The organism is Helicobacter trogontum, from assembly GCF_000765905.2.
Classification (GTDB): domain Bacteria; phylum Campylobacterota; class Campylobacteria; order Campylobacterales; family Helicobacteraceae; genus Helicobacter_A; species Helicobacter_A trogontum.
In genome coordinates this window covers 19410-36580 of record NZ_JRPL02000002.1, presented here as the reverse complement: position 1 = coordinate 36580, position 17171 = coordinate 19410, and the positions used below count along the sequence as shown (strand labels likewise).

Below are 17171 nucleotides of genomic sequence, written 5' to 3'. Positions count from 1 at the left end.
ATGACAAAGGCTTTCCGTCTAAGCAAAATGGACATATGCGAAACAACATGTCAAAAACATAGAAGTTCTTGAAAAGATTGTCAGATTGCATACTTAGTGAATAAATTTTAATATAACATCTCATAATACACAATAATTAAGCAAACACATTTATCACATTGTGGCAACACAACAAGCCTTTACTAATCATAATATTTTACTCCATGAAATCAGCTTGTGTTTTGTTGTTTATGAAAACAATAATCCTGCTATCAACATCTTATTGTAAGATTGATTAATAAGCCTTTTGGTTACAAAGAAGATAAAGCCCTCTTAATATTCCGCATATATAAAACCAGTCAATAAAATATATTGATAGATTTGATACTTCAGATAAAAGATAACACATTGGATACTTGTTTGTGGTGTATCTTTAGAGATTCTGCAACTTAATCCTTTTTTGCTACAAAGTCTATCTATGTTGCTATTTGTACTTGTGTGATAATAAGATTTTTCATGTATGATGTTTTTAGTCTCTCTATCTTTGATTGCTAAATCTAATAGAATTTACTCTCTTTTTGTTGTATGACAAAGCATATATTGCATGTATGATCATTTAAAACACATACACAAAGCTTGGCTTGTGGATATAGCGTTAAAGATTCTCTAATATTTTAAGCTATACAAACTATTCTTAGATGTTTCTGCAATATACCAAAAAACGTATTGTTTAGATAATTTTGTAAGCATTATAGCTATATTGGAGTTTATAGATAAGATCTATACAACAACCTAAACTCATGCTGCTTTTACACTTTTGACACACAAACAATTCTATACAATATATGCTTCAATCTATTTGTAGCCCTTCTTATTATTACATATGCTTGTAATATTTTAGAATCCCTTTATATCCTCATGTTCTGATTTTACTCTCCCTCACATACAACAAACTTTTATAAGGCTAGATTCTAAGCGATTGCAGCTATTATGATGTGATGCAAAACTGTAATTATGACTCACCCATCATGCGTGTTACAAGGCGCTTCATTTTCTCATCAACTTTTTTATTAGCATTATGGATTTGCGTTGTCATACGCTCCCATGCGTCCTGCGAGGACAATCCACCTTCCTTTGCTGGTACTTTTTGATATTCTCCGTCACTTTTTAACTCATATCTTTGCATAGTATCATTGAGTTGTAAAGTTAGAATCTGCATGAGCTTTTCTGCGATATGTCGACTTGTCGCTGGTGTCAATAACTCAACCCTACGCTCCAGATTTCTAGGCATGATATCCGCACTCGCAAAATAAACGTTTGTTTTTGCATGTTTAAAGTAATAAATTCTTGCATGTTCTAGATATTTACCCACTATAGAATACACATTAATATTTTCACTTAAGCCTGGCACTCCGGGCTTCAAACAGCATATCCCACGTATAATTAAATCCACTTTTACCCCTGCTTGAGATGCTTTATAAAGTGCATTTATAATATCAATATCTACACACGCATTGGCTTTCATGATGATTTTACCTTGCTCCTTGCGTGCTGTTTCATCAGCAATCAATTGTAAAAGATGCTTTTTAATTTGCGTTGGTGCACTATATAATGTATCAAGCGTAACACGCTTAGAACTACCTGCAGAAAGTGAGTGAAAAAATTTGACTGCATCTTTTGCAAACGCAGGATTTGCACTAAGTAAGCTTACATCTGTATAGATTTTTGCAGTTTGTGCATTATAATTTCCTGAACTCAAATGCACATATTCGTGCAATTTTTCCCCTTTCTTGCGGATGACAAGTGCTATTTTTGCATGTACTTTCAAGTTTGGCACACCATAGATCACATGTGCACCAGCAGATTCTAGAGCCTTTGCCCAATGCAAGTTGTTTTCTTCATCAAAACGTGCTTTTAACTCAACAAGCACAGTCACTTGTTTAACTTCGGCAGCTTCCGTCAGGGCTTTAACAATAGGAGATTTTGCTCCTACGCGATAGAGCGTCATGCGGATAGACAATACATCAGGATCTTTTGCTGCTTGTTGTATAAACTGCACTACAGGATCAAAGCTTTCAAACGGGTGAAAAAGCAATATATCTTCTTTTTCAATGCAATCAAAAATATTTACAGAATCCCCAAGTGGCGGTAAAGTTTTTGCTACATATTGTGGCAAAGTAAGATATGCGTATTCTTTTAGCCCTACAAGCTCCCAAAAGGCATTCATTCCAATAGGAGTTTTATATGTATATACATCTTCTTCTGGTACTTTTAACTGCGTATTGATAAAATCTAGCAATTTTGCATACTCGCCCTCTTTGTTTGCACTGCCAACTTCAAGACGAACAATCTCACCTTTTTTTCTTGCTCTCAAACCCTCACTCATAAGTGCAATAAAATCATCTGCCTCATCTTCTTCTATTTCCATATCCGCATTTCTTGTAACCCTAAATGGCAGATACGCAAGTGTCTCATAACCCTCAAACAACTCACTAGCAAACTCACCCACTATGCTTTCAGTAAATACAAAAGAGTTATAATTCACACGCACAAAACGCTTTAAAACTCGTGGTATACGCACCATACCATATTTTATTTCATTTGTTTCTTTATTTTTTAATGTCAAAGCAATGGCAAAACTAAGATTGTTAAGATGTGGAAATGGGTGTACAGAATCTACAACAATTGGCACAATGATGGGATATAAATAAGTTTTGAAGTATTTATGCACCTCTTGCTTTGTTCTAGAATCAAGTTCATCAAAATTACGCAAAATAAGCTTTTCTTCCACAAGTGATTTTTTAATATCATTGTACAGATCTACAATAATATCTTTTTCCTTGTTAATATATGTGCGTATGGCATTTAGCTGCTCTAGTGGCGTAAGCTTATCAGCTCCACTTTCAATAACACCATTTGCAAAAAGTCGCTGCAGCCCTGCAACCCGTATCATATAAAATTCATCAAGGTTTGTGCTATAAATCGCTAAGAATTTTAGTCGCTCAAGTAATGGGATTTTTGTATTTTTTGCTTCATTTAAAACACGTGTATTAAAACGTAACCAACTTAACTCGCGATTAAAATACATGTCTTTTTTTGCGATTTCTGTATGTGTCGCTTTGTCTTTTTGCATACCATTCTCCTTGTGTCTTTCTTATATTTTACATTATTTTTTAAATTTCACAGAGATTTTGTGTGATTATGACTATTTTATAAGCATATAATTATAGGTTTTGAAATTTATTTTGAAGTTATGCGTAACAAAAAGAATATATAAGGTCTTATATGGATCATACAAGCCTATATGCTATCATATAGATCTTATAGATAATCCCATATATAGCAAAAGTTAATTGTCAAATAAAATTAGCAGCTATAGGTTGAAATAAATTCAAATGGGTGAGGTCTTGCCTCCCAGGGCCAAATCTCTGTTTCAAATTTATATGCCTTATACACCTGTAAAAAATCTTCACTAAAAACATTACCTTCTTTTAGATACTCTCTATCCACCAACATTTCTTCAATAGCACTGCGTAGTGTGTGTGGCAACTGCTTGATACCCTTATCTCTAATTTCATCAAGACTTAATTCAAAAAGGTTGATATCCATAGGATCGCCTGGATCTGTTTTTTTGCAGATTCCATCAAGTCCCGCCATGAATAAACTAGCAAAAGCTAGGTATGGATTGCTTGAGCTATCTGGGAATCTAAATTCCATTCGCTTTGCTTTTTCCCCTTGATTGTATGGAATCCTAACACTTGCACTTCTATTTTGTGCAGAATAAGTCAAGATACTTGGTGCCTCAAACCCTGGTATTAATCTTTTATATGAATTTGTGCTAGCATTTGTAAAGGCTGCTACACTTCTTGCATGTTTTAAAACACCACCTAAGAAATGCAATGCCATTTCACTTAACCCTTGATATTTATCACCTGCAAAGCAATTCTTACCATCTTTCCATATACTAATATGCACATGCATACCGCTACCATTATCCCCATATAGGGGCTTTGGCATAAATGTAGCGGTCTTACCATTTAGATGTGCTACCATTTTGACAACATACTTTAGCTTTTGCACATTATCTGCTGCTTCTATCATATTGCCAAAACGCACACCAATTTCACATTGTCCCTGTGCTACTTCATGATGCACAACAAATGTCTCCAATCCCACTTGATTTAACACTTTTACCATTTCTGCACGAATATCTACTAGAGAATCAACTGGTGCAACAGGAAAATATCCACCCTTTAAGCCTGGTCTATGCCCTATGTTACTTCCACCTTCAAATGATCGATCCCGATTCCATTCACCATCTTCTGTATCTACCTCATAATATTGGCAATTTACGGAATCTCGCATTTTAATGTTATCAAATACAAAAAATTCATTTTCAGGTCCAAAATATGCGTTATCACCAATACCCAAATCAATTAGATGTTGCATCGCTTTTTTAACGATACTTCTAGGACATTTCTCATATGGCTCATTTTTATAAATATCCCAAATATCACAGAACACAACGACTGTTGTATCTGCAGTAAAAGGATCAATAAAGTATCGCACAAGTTCAGGGATAAGTATCATATCAGATTTATTAATAGGTTGCCATGCTGCGAGGCTTGAACCATCAAATGGGATGCCTACCTTAAAGGTATCAGAATCAATGGCTGACATCGAGAAACTTATATGATGCCAAGTTCCTTTTATATCTGTGAATCTAAAATCTACAAATTCTACTTCATTTGCCTTACAAAAATCAAAAAAAGTCTCAATAGATTCTGGGCTATTATGTGTGCCAATCATGCTTAACTCTCCTTTGTTTGCTTACTGAAGCGGAGATTATAGCATTTTACATAGAATAAAGAATAAATAACATATAAAATACAGCAATGCTAAGTGTAAAAATTCAAAGTGTCGTTTATAGCAAATATTATAAATATACTTGCTCTGCAATTACTTCATGTTATGATAAAAATTTGTCTTTAAAACTTGCGACAAAGACAACCAAAATAATAACAGGAATAATATATTTTACATATAAAAACCAAATATTTACAATACCCTCGTATTTTTCGCTTCCTTGCAATATCTCTTGTTTTGCTTCATCTTTAAGCACCCAGCCCACAAAGATAGCACAACCAAGAGAGGTAAAAATAAAAAATATAGTCGCACTAATATCATCAAAAGCATCAAATATACTTTTTCCTAAAATCTTTACATCACTCCATACATTATCGCCCAAGATTGATGGAATGTTGCCAAGCACAAAAACAATACTCAAGACAACAAACACCGCCAACTTCTTATTTATACCAAATTTTTCTTCCAATACAACAATTAAAACCTGAAAATTTGGCAACGAGGTAGTAAATGCTGCAAGCATAAGTAAACAGAAAAATGCAATCATAACAATCGTACCACCATGCATTTTTGAAAAAACAATAGGCAGACTTTGGAATACAAGACTAGGACCAGCAGCAGGATCTACACCAAAGCTAAAAAGCGAAGGAAAAATCATAAATCCAGCTACAACCGCTATCAAAGTATTGACAATACCAGTAATTACAGACGTTTTAATAAGTTCTTCATTCTTATGCAAATGTGATGAAAGCGTAATCATAACGCCAAAGCCAAGAGATAATGCAAAAAATACCTGCCCCAAGACTACAATAAATAAATCAAGTGTAATTTTACTGAAATTAGGTGTTAAGTAATATTTAATACCCTCTATAGCGCCATCTAGGGTAACATTTCGTATAACCATGCCAATCATAAGACAGAAAAGCAAAGGCATAAGAATCTTTGCAGCTTTTTCAATGCCATTGATGACACCGCGAGTTAAAACAATATAATTAGCTAAAACGAAAATGAAAGTAGCAATACTTATGGCAAGTGGAGCATTAACAACACTAGATTGCCAAAATGCCTTTGTCTCACCAGCAGAAAGCACATGCGTCAAGGAAAGCGTGCCCGTTAAGCTGTTAAAGATATAGTTTAAAACCCAACCGCCAATAACCATATAATATGCCATGATGCCAAAACAACCAATAAGTCCAGTGATTCCTATAATTTTCCAAAGTGGTGATATGGGTTTACCATTTGCAGTACCACCAAAGCAATCCAAAGAGTTTTTGTGCATACGCCTACCAATTGCATTTTCAACAAGAATCATAGGGATTCCAATCAAAATCATCGCAATACAAAATGTAAGCACATACGCACCACCACCATTTTGCCCAACCATGTAAGGAAAACGCCATGTAGATCCAAAACCTATAGTTGCACCAGCAACTGTCAAAATATATGCGAGTTGAGAACTCCAAACAGGTCTTTGCATACTAATCCTTCTGTGTAAAAATATCAAATTACCAAACAACTTGATATTCAATCATTATTCATTTATGTAAATAAGCACAAGAAAGAGGAATACCAATAAATAACAAAACTCTTAATTTTTACAAAAAGTAACAAAATATACATTTTATTGTCAGAATATGATCGCATAAATCTCAAATTATCTTTATTTTTATTGGAAATGTAGAATAAAGTAAATAATAATATGATCCAACTATGATCATGAAAATAAATTGTATCGGAGAAATGAGAAAATACTTATAAAATCATTACTAATTTACACAAATAGACATACTCTCTATTGCTTTATGTAGTTTCACGTAGATTCCATGCCAGACGAAATAATATTGCCCTATGAAAAGCTATTTACAATATTTCTTATCATGCACCATAAGCACCCCTCTTGCATGTGATATATCAGATTCTATTTGTGTTTTTAGATCACTAAGTATATTAAATTTTTTATTATCACGCAAGTATGCTACAAAAAAGATTTGCATTATGTCGTTGTATTGTGTATTTATATCTTCATCAATAATATATGTTTCAATACAGAATCTTTCATCAGTGCTAAGGCGATCACCAACAAATGAAACCGCATTATACAACACATCCTTATACTTAACAAAGGTAGCATATACGCCATATCTTGGCACAAAATAAAGCGTATTTCGCGTATTGATAGTAGGGTAGAGTTTGCTGCTCCCGATACCCTGCCCTTTTATAATACGTCCCTTGATATGATAAAATCTTTCAAGCATAGCATTTGCATTATACATTTCCCCTTGCTTTAAAAGATCTTTAATAATACTTGTGTGTAATGGCATATTAAGATATGTTTGAGGTGATATAATTTTTACTCTCACTTCATCTTTGCCTATGCTTTTTAATAGTTTATATAAATCACTTGCATGATTCATTCTATCTTTGCCAAAATAAAAGTCATATCCCACAACAATGCTTTTTAAATGCGGCATAACTATAAAGAGTAATTGTAAAAATTGCATGGAATCCCACGATTTAATGCTTTCAAAACGAAGACGAAAAAACGGGATATGTGTATATTTTGCCCTCTCCTTTGGTGGGGTTATAAACGGAGGGTTTATAGAGGCGATGCTTAGAGCACAACCATTTGTCTCTACAAATCCTAGTAAATATTTATGTGCTTTGTGCATGCCATCAAATTTGCCAATAGCAACACTTTCATAAGGGAGCTTAGAATTGACAAAAGATAAAAAACTCTTCATTACCTTCCTTTCCTGCTAAGAGTGATTTTTCCACAAAGATATAAAGTGCATTTTTGGCTTTAAGCAGTGCGAGAAAAGATTCTAAGTGTTGCAATATATTTTTGTTATCTTTAATGACGCCCTTTTTATTACGCTTTGCATGTATACCAACTTCATATTGTGGCTTATATAAAAGCAACATGCTCTTAGAAAGATGAAGAAGCGATTCTAAAATATGTTCTAATGAGATAAAACTTACATCACAGACTAAAAAGTCAAACCTATTATGCTGCAATATGTCATCGCACAACAAATCTTTTTTAAAATCTCTCACATATGCCAAGATCTTGTCTTTATAAGTATCAAAATTCTGTGCAAAGATTCTAATATCTACTTCTTCAATTGACACAACCTCATCTCTTGTGTGTAAAACAGAATTTAATTGTAACCTACCAATATCTTGTGCAACTATAAGACTTGGTTGATATGTAAGCAAAACCTGTGTAAAGCCCCCAGCACTTGCGCCAACATCAAGAATAACAGAATCTTTTATCATCAATGGGAGCACATGTTTCAAACTTGTTATTACATATGTGAGTGGAGCTCTAATCTTCTTTTTCGATTCTACATCAAGTTTATTTTGTGCTGCTATCAAATCATGAGCATTTTGCCATTCATTAGTATCAACACATTGCATAAGATATGATAAAAATGTGTTTTGTGTTGTTAGAAATGCAGCATTATAAAACACATATTGATAGGGCAACACTTCCATATTGTTTAAAAATCTTTGTAATTTCAAGGCAGCTCTGCTGCAAAAAATCTCAGATTCTATAAAAAAGTCCTGTTTTATTTCTATGGAATCTGTATCATTCACATTAAATGCAGGTTTTAGAATAACTTTACCATTTACACATACCTGTTCTTGTTTTATAAGTTCTACTGCTTTTTGTCTTGTGATTTGACTATATTTTTCTGCTATGAAACAATCAAGACGCATAAACTTACTCAACGATAACAGCTTCTTCAATATATGTGCTACCCTCAATATTACCATACTGACTATACCACGCAAACATATAATGAGCTAACACAAGTATTTGCCATGTTGCAATAAAACAATTTATCACTGGAATATAAAGTGGAATAAAAATAAGAATATTGACAAAGGTAAGCGGCCACTTATTTGTTTGCAAAAACAACTTATAAAGCTCTTGAGACATGATGCTGATGCCAACATCATGGTTTAGATTCTTGCAATAAAATTGAAAATATATAAAAACACCAAGTAGTAATCCAATAAATCCCAAGCCGATAAATGAAAGTAAATAACAACACAACAAAAACACAACAAATTGAAACAAGGTCTTTATAAATAATAGAGCACTCAAATAAAGCGATTGCGTAAAGTTAGGCGGAGTTGTTTTTATATATGGGTAGTAGGTTTTATGCACAAATTGCACTACAAGTGGAGCTAAAAAAGCATTTATAATGCTCATACAAATACCAACCAGAATCACGCAGCACAATAGCATAATAATAGTTGCAAAAAATATCAACAGGTAATATGAAATTTTTGGTAAGAACCCATCATTTGAAGCATAGTTAATCCACATACTTGGAAACTGATGCAAAAACCAATCAAAATGCATTATACTCGAAGTAAGTATCACCATCCATAACAAAATAGTGCAACACAATGGCAAAATACTCAAAAATAACATACGCTTATGTTGCAAACTCTGCCATGCTTGTCGAAAACATTGCATAGAGACTTGTTTTGCAAAAGGAAATGTAATATTTATCTTCATCTTAATATGTTCCTTAATGTTATTATCAAGCAAATGTGATTTAAAGCGTGTTATAAGTGAATTTACAATTAATCGTTATAATTATAGCTTATTTTTCACATTCTGAACTAAATAGGAGCAATAATGAAAAGTTTTGTTTTTAAGCGTGTAGCACAAGTAGTAGCCATTTCTAGCCTTTGTCTTATGCCAGTGATATCAAGTGCAAAAGTTCTTGTTAATGTTGATGGCATTGAAATCTCTGATTCTATCTTTTCAGCATTAAAGCAACAAAACCCAAACTTTAATTATGACGCATTGCCTGAAGCACAAAAAAAGCAATTGCTAGATGAGATTATTGATGGCGTGGTTACAGCAAACGCAGCGAAGAAAGAAGGGCTTGATAAAAGCGAAGAATATAGAATGGCAAACTTGCAAATGCTATCTGGCTTGTGGCTTAAAAAACAAGTTGATAGCCTATCAAAAACAATTAATGTAAGCATTGCAGATGCACAAAAATTTTATAATGAGAATCCAAAAGCATTTGTAACACAGAATGCTGAAGTGCGACATATCCTAGTACAAAAAGAACAAGAGGCAAAAAATATTATCGCAGAAATTAACAAAGTGCCTAAAACAAAAACTGAAAGCAAATTTGAAGAACTCGCTAAAAAACTTTCAATTGATCCAGGCTCAAAGGAAAATGGTGGACTTATGCAACTACCTATCAACAGCCCAGCGATTGCACCAGAGTTTGCACAAGAAGTATTAAAAATGACAGCTGGAACTTACACTAAAGCTCCTGTAAAAACTCGCTACGGCTACCATGTTATCTATCTCAAAAAACTTGACAAACCAGTAACACAATCCTTTGATTCTGTAAAAGGGCAGCTTATCGAGCTCTTAAAACAACAAAAAATGGAAGAAATTCTAAAAGAAAAAGTGAAAAAAATGCGAGATAGTGCAAGAATTACTTATGGTAAGTAGCATTACTTGATGCAATAAGAATTCTTTCGTATGTAAAGATAAGGCGCAACTAGCAAAAGGCATGTCGCGATGCTAGTCATCTCTTGTTGCAAAAATAGAATACAACAAAAAAGTCAAATAGGAATATAATTAAAGTTTAGGTATAATAGAGTGCATTTGTGCATTGTTTCGCCAATCACAAAAAATCTTGCATTGTCCTATATCTATGCAGTAAAGCAAAACATTGGGATCTGGGTGAGTAAAAATGTTTCCAATAGATGGAGTGTTTTAAAAGTATGAGGGAGTTGTCATGAGTGGTATTATCCGCAACAAAAAGGCATATCATGATTACTTTATATTAGAGCAAATTGAGGCTGGGCTTGTATTAGCAGGCAGCGAAGTGAAATCTTTGCGTAATGGACGAGCAAACCTTAAAGATAGTTTTGTGCGTATTATAAATAATGAAGCCTTTGTATTTGGTATGCATCTTACCTATCATCATACGACAAATCCCTATTTTAAGCCTGATGAAAAGCGTCCAAGAAAATTACTTTTACATAAAAAACAAATTGATAAACTCTTTGGGCAAGTTAGCCAAAAAGGATTAGCGATTGTGCCTTTGCAAGTTCATTTCAACAAAAAGGGATATGCAAAATTACTTATCGCACTTGCAAAAGGAAAAAAAGAGTATGACAAACGAGAAACTATCAAACGAAAAGAGCTTGATAGAGAAGCCAGAGCAAATATGAAAAATCATACATATTAATATAAGGGTTGTTATGGAAAAAGTTGCAGATTATGCACTTTATGTGGATTATGGAATCTTTGGTTTTTTAGTATTTTTAAGCTTACTTGTTATCGCCATTGGGATTGAGCGGCTTTGGTTTTATTCAATCATTCGGCTTGATGATTATTGCGATAAAAGAGAATTAGAGCTTGACTTGCACAAACGACTTACTCTTGTTGCAACGATTGGTTCAAACGCCCCTTATATAGGATTGCTTGGCACCGTAATTGGGATTATGCTAACTTTTGTTAGCATTGGAGCAAATAGTATGCTAGATACAAAAGGTATTATGGTGGGACTTGCAATGGCTCTACGTGCTACCGCATTGGGACTTGTTGTTGCAATACCTAGCATTGTATTCTATAACCTCTTAGTGCGAAAAGCAGAAGTAATTTTAACAAATTGGGATATTTTCACAAATCCAAGCGCAAATACAAAAAATAATCCAAGACTTGATTATAGGGAAGATTTAACAAGCAATCAGTTAAGAGAAGACAAAAGACCAAAACCATACAGCTATACAACAGATTCTAACCTTAAGGATCGCATACACAAAGCAAAGCGAATAGAAATAAAAAACAATATGAAAACATATAAGGATTCGACACAAACCACTAACATAATGGATAGTAACCAAAAGGAATGACATGAAAAAAATCGATTCGCTTAATCTCGTCCCATTTATTGATATCATGCTTGTGTTGCTTGTAATTGTTTTAATGTCAGCTTCCTTTAGCGTTTCTTCTCAATTGCCTATTCAAATACCACAAATTGATGAGGGTGCACAAAGCAATATGGAATCTAAACGCATTCATATTGCACTCGATAAAGAAGGTAAAATCTATATAAATACCCAACAAGTCGATAAGGCATCAATGCAGGGCTATTTACGCAGCCTAGATTCTAAAACTAGCGTGATTATTAAAGCGGATAAAGATGCAAATGTGCAGCAGTTTGTAGAAATCATGGCGGCATTACAATATTTTGGTTTAACAAATGTCTTTACAGAAGTAGAGCAGACTAACCCTTAAAAGCTTTCAATAAAGGCAAAACTATGAAGCAGTATCTCTATATTATTCAAGCAAGTAAAGAGCCAAGCAAATGCAAGATTGGAATCACAAATGATTTAGAGCGGAGATTGAAAGAATATAACAGCATTACAGGTATATCACTGGATAATACATATAGCTATCTTTTTACTTGTGAAGTGAGCGATATGCGTCAAATCGAGCAAGATATAAAAAATCAATTTCCGCATTTGCGTGAGTATCGCAGCCGAGAAATTTACTTTTTTAATCAAAGTTTGTTTGATATGTATGTAGATTTTATTCAATCACACCCTTGCTTTCTTACAAAGTCAAACACTAAAGAATCTAAAAAGCAAACAATTATAAAGCCTGCTAATACGCCCACGATGAAAGAGCGGGGCGTTACACGCAAAACCCTACTAGATAAAGCTAGAAAAATAAAAGATGATGAGTTTTATACACGCATGGAAGATGTAGAGAAAGAACTCTCAATGTATCCTACTAAAATATGGAAAGATAAAGTTGTATTTTGTAATTGCGATGATGCGATAGGAAGTAATAGAGATTATACAGACTCTTCAGCCTTTTCACTTTATTTTATAAAACATTTTTTTAGACTAAAGCTTAAAAAGCTTATATGCACGCATTATGGAAGTAGAGCAGATTTATTTAACGCAGGGACACAAGGCTATATCTTTACAAAAGAAGGGGCAAGGGAGCTATTAAATACACCAAAAGGTTATAATGGTGGTTTTGAAGAAGCAGAATCTCTTAGGATTCTAAACGAAGAAGCAGATATTGTTTGCACGAATCCGCCCTTTTCTCGTGCAGCGGAATATTGGCAGATTCTAATAAGCAGTAAAAAGAAATTTATCATTATCTCAAATATTACAAATTGTGTAACAACTGCCTTTATCCATTATTTTATGGTTAAAAAAGTATGGGCGGGATATACCCGTGTAGATTGGTATCTAAATCCTAAAAGAGTCCCAGTCCAAGCAGCAGGGCATTTTTTTACAAATTTTCCTATAAAAGATCGCCCCACTAAAAGCCGTTTAAAATTTATGCCACTAATTGAGATTCCAGATGTATATAAAAGATTTGATGATGATGGGATTTTATCGGTGGATAATAATTATATCCCCAGCGATTATGATGAGCCTTTTGCGGTTTCTGCTAGGCAGATTCTTAATGGCGTGCTAGAGTGTGGTTTTAAAGTAGCCAGAAAAACAAAATATATGCCACATATTGATGGGCAAGAAAAATTCGCAAGAGTGTTGATACAAAAGATACAAGACCAAGATGAGAAATAAAGGGCAATTATGCAAGAGATTAAAAGCTATGAAGAATATTTAGAATCTATTAAAACGCTAAACCTTTATGCAAAGCATTATTACGAGCTAGATGACCCTATTGCTAGTGATTTTGAATATGATATGCTATATAAGGCAGTGAAGCTGTATGAAGAAAATAATGTGGATAAAATCGCAAAAGATTCCCCAACGCAAAGGATAGGCGATAAGATTCTAAAAGATTTTAGTAAAAATAAGCATAAAAAAAGAATGTGGAGTTTAGAAGATATTTTTAACTCAAGTGATTTAGATGAATGGCTTACAAAGCTATCAAATGCGATCTCTAGAATCCAAAAAAATACTATAAGCCCAACACTTTTTGACACAGATATCGATCAGACAGATTCTATAGATATAAACACCCTGCATTTTTGCATCTCACCAAAATATGATGGCATGAGTCTTAATCTCTTATATGAAAATGGAATCTTACAAAGTGCGACTACAAGAGGTGATGGAGAGGTTGGTGAGCTTGTTACGCAAAATGCAAAAACAATACAAGCAATACCACATACAATCCCATTTAAAGGTACAATAGAGATAAGGGGCGAAGTTGTACTATCTAAAGAGAACTTTGCCAAATTAAACGAAGAGCGAGAAAGAAACAAAGAATCTCTCTTTGCAAATCCACGCAATGCCGCTGCAGGCAGTATGCGACAACTAGATTCCAACCTCACAAAAGAGCGTAATCTAAGCTTTGTAGCATGGGGCATAGGTAGTGTTGAAATGAGTGCTTTAGAAACATATGCGAAGAAATCTAATTTAGGCTTTTATGACATACTTATGTTGTTACCAGAGTTTGGTTTTACACCATTTAGGTATTTACAAAAAGTCAATACAAAAAAGATTGAGAGTGAATACCAAAAGATTCTAAGTGATAGAAATAATTATCCATTCATGCTTGATGGCTTTGTGATTGTGTTAAATGACTTGATATTACAAGATAAGCTAGGCTTTACACAGAAAGCCCCAAGGTTTGCTTGTGCGTATAAATTCCCCGCAACAGAAGTGGTAATAAATATAGAATCTATTACCCCACAAGTTGGCAGGACTGGTATCATTACACCCGTTGCAAACTTTAAGCCTACGCTATTAGATGGTGCATTTATCAGCCGAGCGACATTACACAACTATAAAGAAATTGAGCAAAAAGACATACGTGTAAATGATTATTGTTTACTTGTGAGAAGTGGTGATGTGATTCCAAAAATTACAAAAGTTTTACACGAAAGAAGAAAGGGCGATGAGATAAAGATAGTAAAGCCTACGCATTGTCCTATATGCAATCATGAGTTAAGCTATGAAGATATTTATATCTATTGCACAAATCCAAATTGTGATGCAATCATTAAAGCAAAGCTTATACATTTTGCATCAAAAAAATGTATAGATATTGAAGGACTTGGGGGAAGCATTATAGAGCTATTAGTTGATAATGGCGTGATTAAACAATGTAAAGATATTTATAGCTTAGAAGAAAAAGACTTTTTAAAATTTGAAGGATTTAGAGAAAGGAAAGCGCAAAATCTTATCAATGCAATTAAAGATAGTATAGGAAACCGAGAGTTTTGGCGTTTCATTCATGCGCTTGGTATTTTACATATTGGTGAAGTAGCTAGTAAAAAATTAGCCAACTATGGTTATGAAATATTTGATTATAATATAGAGCAGTTGCAAGAGATTGATGGATTTGGTAAAGATATGGCACAAAGCTTTTATGATTTTTGCACTCACAATAAAGATTTTATTAATGAAATGCAGGAAATATTAAAACCACAGCTTCAAAATATGCAAACCACACAGGTAGATACAGATTCCATCTTTTATCAAAAGACTTGTGTTATCACAGGAACTTTCACCTTAAGTAGAGATTCCATAAAGGCGAGATTAGAAATGCTTGGGGCAAAAGTATCAAGCAGCATCAGTGCTAAAACAGACTTTTTAATTGCAGGTGAAAAAGCTGGATCAAAACTCTCCAAGGCAAAAGAACTGGGCATTAAAATTATAGAATCTAGCGAACTTGCACAGATTCTAGAAATATAATATTAGATACTTCTAAACCCAAACAGACATAGAGGAAAGCTCTAAACATATATGGCAAGTCATAGCCATGCTAAGATACAAAAAAAGAAAATAGCTTGAACTGGCAATAAAAGATTAATACATGTTCCATATAGATACTAAGTTATAAACTTATTCATGTATGAGACTAGATTGGCTATCAAGCCTTCATATTAAAGATAAAGAGAATTTATTCCTAATCCATTAGGAAGAAAAAGAACTTTTAAGATCTTATCACCCACAATCTTGTAAGCCTATCTACAAAAAAAGACCAATAATCAAAATATTTAGATCCCAGCAAACAATCTCTTTGCTTTGTAATTGTAGTCGTAAATCTAGTATATTTAGATAAGCTTAATGCTCTACACGTAAAAAACGTGCATCCTTTGTGATGATTTGCCTTTTATCCAAATCTATTGAAAGCACATAGCGATCAATATATGGTATCAAAAAATGCTTATCAAGTACAAAATAATGTGTATTTGCTATTTCTTGAATTTCCTTAACAATACCAATTTCCACACCATCTTCTACAACACGCATACCAATGATATCAAAATAAAAAAACTCATCTTTATCTAAAGCACACAACTCACGTGTATCATCAATAGTGCTGTAAAAAAACATATTACACAAAATTTCTGCTTCCTCACGTCTTGTAAGTTCTTGAAATTCTGCAACATTCTTTGAAGTATGAAGATGCTTGAGTGTTAAGGGTAAATAAGCTTTTAGATCTTTTGTGTGCGTAGGATTATGTATAGAGGTTGTTAAAACACCTTTGTTTTGCACGATAGTATCATTTGCTCTGCTTATATTGCTGTGAGAAGAGGATTTTCCCGTGGCATCATATTTCAAAAGAGAGAGGCTATCTGTGTATGCGACATAAAACACATTGCCACTCAATAAAATTTCTGGGAAATCTGTCAATATTGTAATACGAATGCCGCCTTTTAATCCTACGCTTCTGCCAAATCTACCAACAACAACCATATCAGATGGTAAAAATCGCGGCAAATTCTGTAATTCTGTGCGGTTTGTTGCCATTAGCACCAACTATTGCGACTTTGTGCTATCGTTAGACGCAACCACAAGCTCATAAGAAATATTATCCTTTGCCTTACATGCAGAAATAACATTTTTCAAGGCACTTACCATCTTGCCATCTTTTCCGATGATTTTACCTATATCCTCATTTGCAACTTGAATGCAAATCATATAATCAGAATGCTTACCAACATTTGATGTAATCGCCACCTGATCTGGATATTTCACAATTTTCTTAACATACTTTTCTAAGAAATCTTGCACAGAAAAATTTTGCATTTTACTTACTCAAAACTGCAACTCTCTCACTCATTTTCGCACCGACACTTTTCCAATATTCTAGTCGCTCTCTATCTAACTTTACAACTGCTGGATTAGCCACAGGGTTATAAAAACCAATAGATTCAATCCAACCGCCATCTCTTCTTTTTCTTGAATCTGTAACCACTATTCTGTAAAATGGTTTTTTCTTACGCCCCATTCGTGTTAATCTAATTACTGTTGCCATTGTATTCCTTAAATCAAAAAATTTTTCGCTATTCTATCACAAAACTATGAATTTTTATAAATATTTTCCCTAA

At 33.7% G+C, this 17171-nt stretch carries 14 protein-coding genes and 1 pseudogene; 6 read left to right on the top strand and 9 right to left on the bottom strand.

Going from position 1 to position 17171, the window contains the following annotated elements:
• Window positions 1-991 precede the first annotated feature (991 nt).
• The 6 genes from LS81_RS01145 to LS81_RS01120 form a co-directional block, all read right to left on the bottom strand.
• Window positions 992-3112, bottom strand: a complete 2121-nt coding sequence (locus LS81_RS01145) for an RNA degradosome polyphosphate kinase (RefSeq protein ID WP_052096474.1) — start codon at window positions 3110-3112, stop codon at window positions 992-994.
• A 233-nt stretch (window positions 3113-3345) separates the two neighbouring features.
• Window positions 3346-4788, bottom strand: a complete 1443-nt coding sequence (gene glnA / locus LS81_RS01140; protein WP_034345064.1) for a type I glutamate--ammonia ligase — start codon at window positions 4786-4788, stop codon at window positions 3346-3348.
• A gap of 160 nt (window positions 4789-4948) precedes the next feature.
• Window positions 4949-6322, bottom strand: coding sequence for a sodium-dependent transporter (locus tag LS81_RS01135; protein ID WP_034345067.1), 1374 nt, complete (start codon window positions 6320-6322; stop codon window positions 4949-4951).
• 379 nt (window positions 6323-6701) lie between these two features.
• Window positions 6702-7586 (bottom strand): bifunctional riboflavin kinase/FAD synthetase, encoded by an 885-nt coding sequence (locus LS81_RS01130; protein ID WP_034345070.1) that lies wholly within the window; start codon window positions 7584-7586, stop codon window positions 6702-6704.
• The gene (locus tag LS81_RS01125) at window positions 7555-8595 is read right to left on the bottom strand and encodes an SAM-dependent methyltransferase (RefSeq protein WP_237022185.1); all 1041 of its coding nucleotides are present in this window, start codon (window positions 8593-8595) and stop codon (window positions 7555-7557) included. The genes LS81_RS01130 and LS81_RS01125 overlap by 32 nt, the downstream gene beginning before the upstream one ends.
• A complete protein-coding gene (locus tag LS81_RS01120; RefSeq protein ID WP_034345071.1) occupies window positions 8570-9376 on the bottom strand; it encodes an EI24 domain-containing protein in 807 nt (268 codons plus the stop codon). Before LS81_RS01120 ends, LS81_RS01125 begins: the two co-directional genes overlap by 26 nt.
• Before the next feature lie 123 nt (window positions 9377-9499).
• Between LS81_RS01120 and LS81_RS01115 the strand changes: the two genes are divergently transcribed.
• The 6 genes and pseudogenes from LS81_RS01115 (at window position 9500) to ligA (ending at window position 15528) form a co-directional block, all read left to right on the top strand.
• Window positions 9500-10339 (top strand): peptidylprolyl isomerase, encoded by an 840-nt coding sequence (locus LS81_RS01115; RefSeq protein ID WP_034345073.1) that lies wholly within the window; start codon window positions 9500-9502, stop codon window positions 10337-10339.
• Between the two features lie 289 nt (window positions 10340-10628).
• Window positions 10629-11084 carry an SsrA-binding protein SmpB gene (gene smpB, locus LS81_RS01110; protein ID WP_034345076.1) on the top strand — a complete coding sequence of 152 codons (456 nt, stop codon included), beginning with the start codon at window positions 10629-10631 and terminating at the stop codon, window positions 11082-11084.
• Window positions 11085-11097: 13 nt separating this feature from the next.
• Window positions 11098-11529: pseudogene (gene exbB / locus LS81_RS01105) on the top strand (TonB-system energizer ExbB); the annotation flags it as partial.
• Between the two features lie 223 nt (window positions 11530-11752).
• A complete protein-coding gene (locus tag LS81_RS01100) occupies window positions 11753-12136 on the top strand; it encodes an ExbD/TolR family protein (RefSeq protein WP_034345081.1) in 384 nt (127 codons plus the stop codon).
• Window positions 12137-12159: 23 nt separating this feature from the next.
• Entirely contained in the window at window positions 12160-13446 is a 1287-nt protein-coding gene (locus tag LS81_RS01095) for an adenine-specific methyltransferase EcoRI family protein (protein WP_034345084.1), read from the top strand.
• Window positions 13447-13455: 9 nt separating this feature from the next.
• A complete protein-coding gene (ligA, locus tag LS81_RS01090) occupies window positions 13456-15528 on the top strand; it encodes an NAD-dependent DNA ligase LigA (protein ID WP_034345086.1) in 2073 nt (690 codons plus the stop codon).
• A gap of 372 nt (window positions 15529-15900) precedes the next feature.
• Here the strand turns inward: ligA and rimM are convergent, their stop codons facing one another.
• From rimM to rpsP, 3 genes are read right to left on the bottom strand one after another with little or no spacing between them, the layout of a single operon-like run.
• Window positions 15901-16590: a ribosome maturation factor RimM gene (gene rimM / locus LS81_RS01085; protein ID WP_034345088.1), complete on the bottom strand. Its 690-nt coding sequence runs from the start codon at window positions 16588-16590 to the stop codon at window positions 15901-15903.
• Window positions 16591-16599: 9 nt separating this feature from the next.
• Window positions 16600-16869 (bottom strand): KH domain-containing protein, encoded by a 270-nt coding sequence (locus LS81_RS01080; RefSeq protein WP_034319293.1) that lies wholly within the window; start codon window positions 16867-16869, stop codon window positions 16600-16602.
• A gap of 1 nt (window position 16870) precedes the next feature.
• Window positions 16871-17098: a 30S ribosomal protein S16 gene (gene rpsP / locus LS81_RS01075; RefSeq protein ID WP_034319291.1), complete on the bottom strand. Its 228-nt coding sequence runs from the start codon at window positions 17096-17098 to the stop codon at window positions 16871-16873.
• Between the last annotated feature and the right edge of the window lie 73 nt (window positions 17099-17171).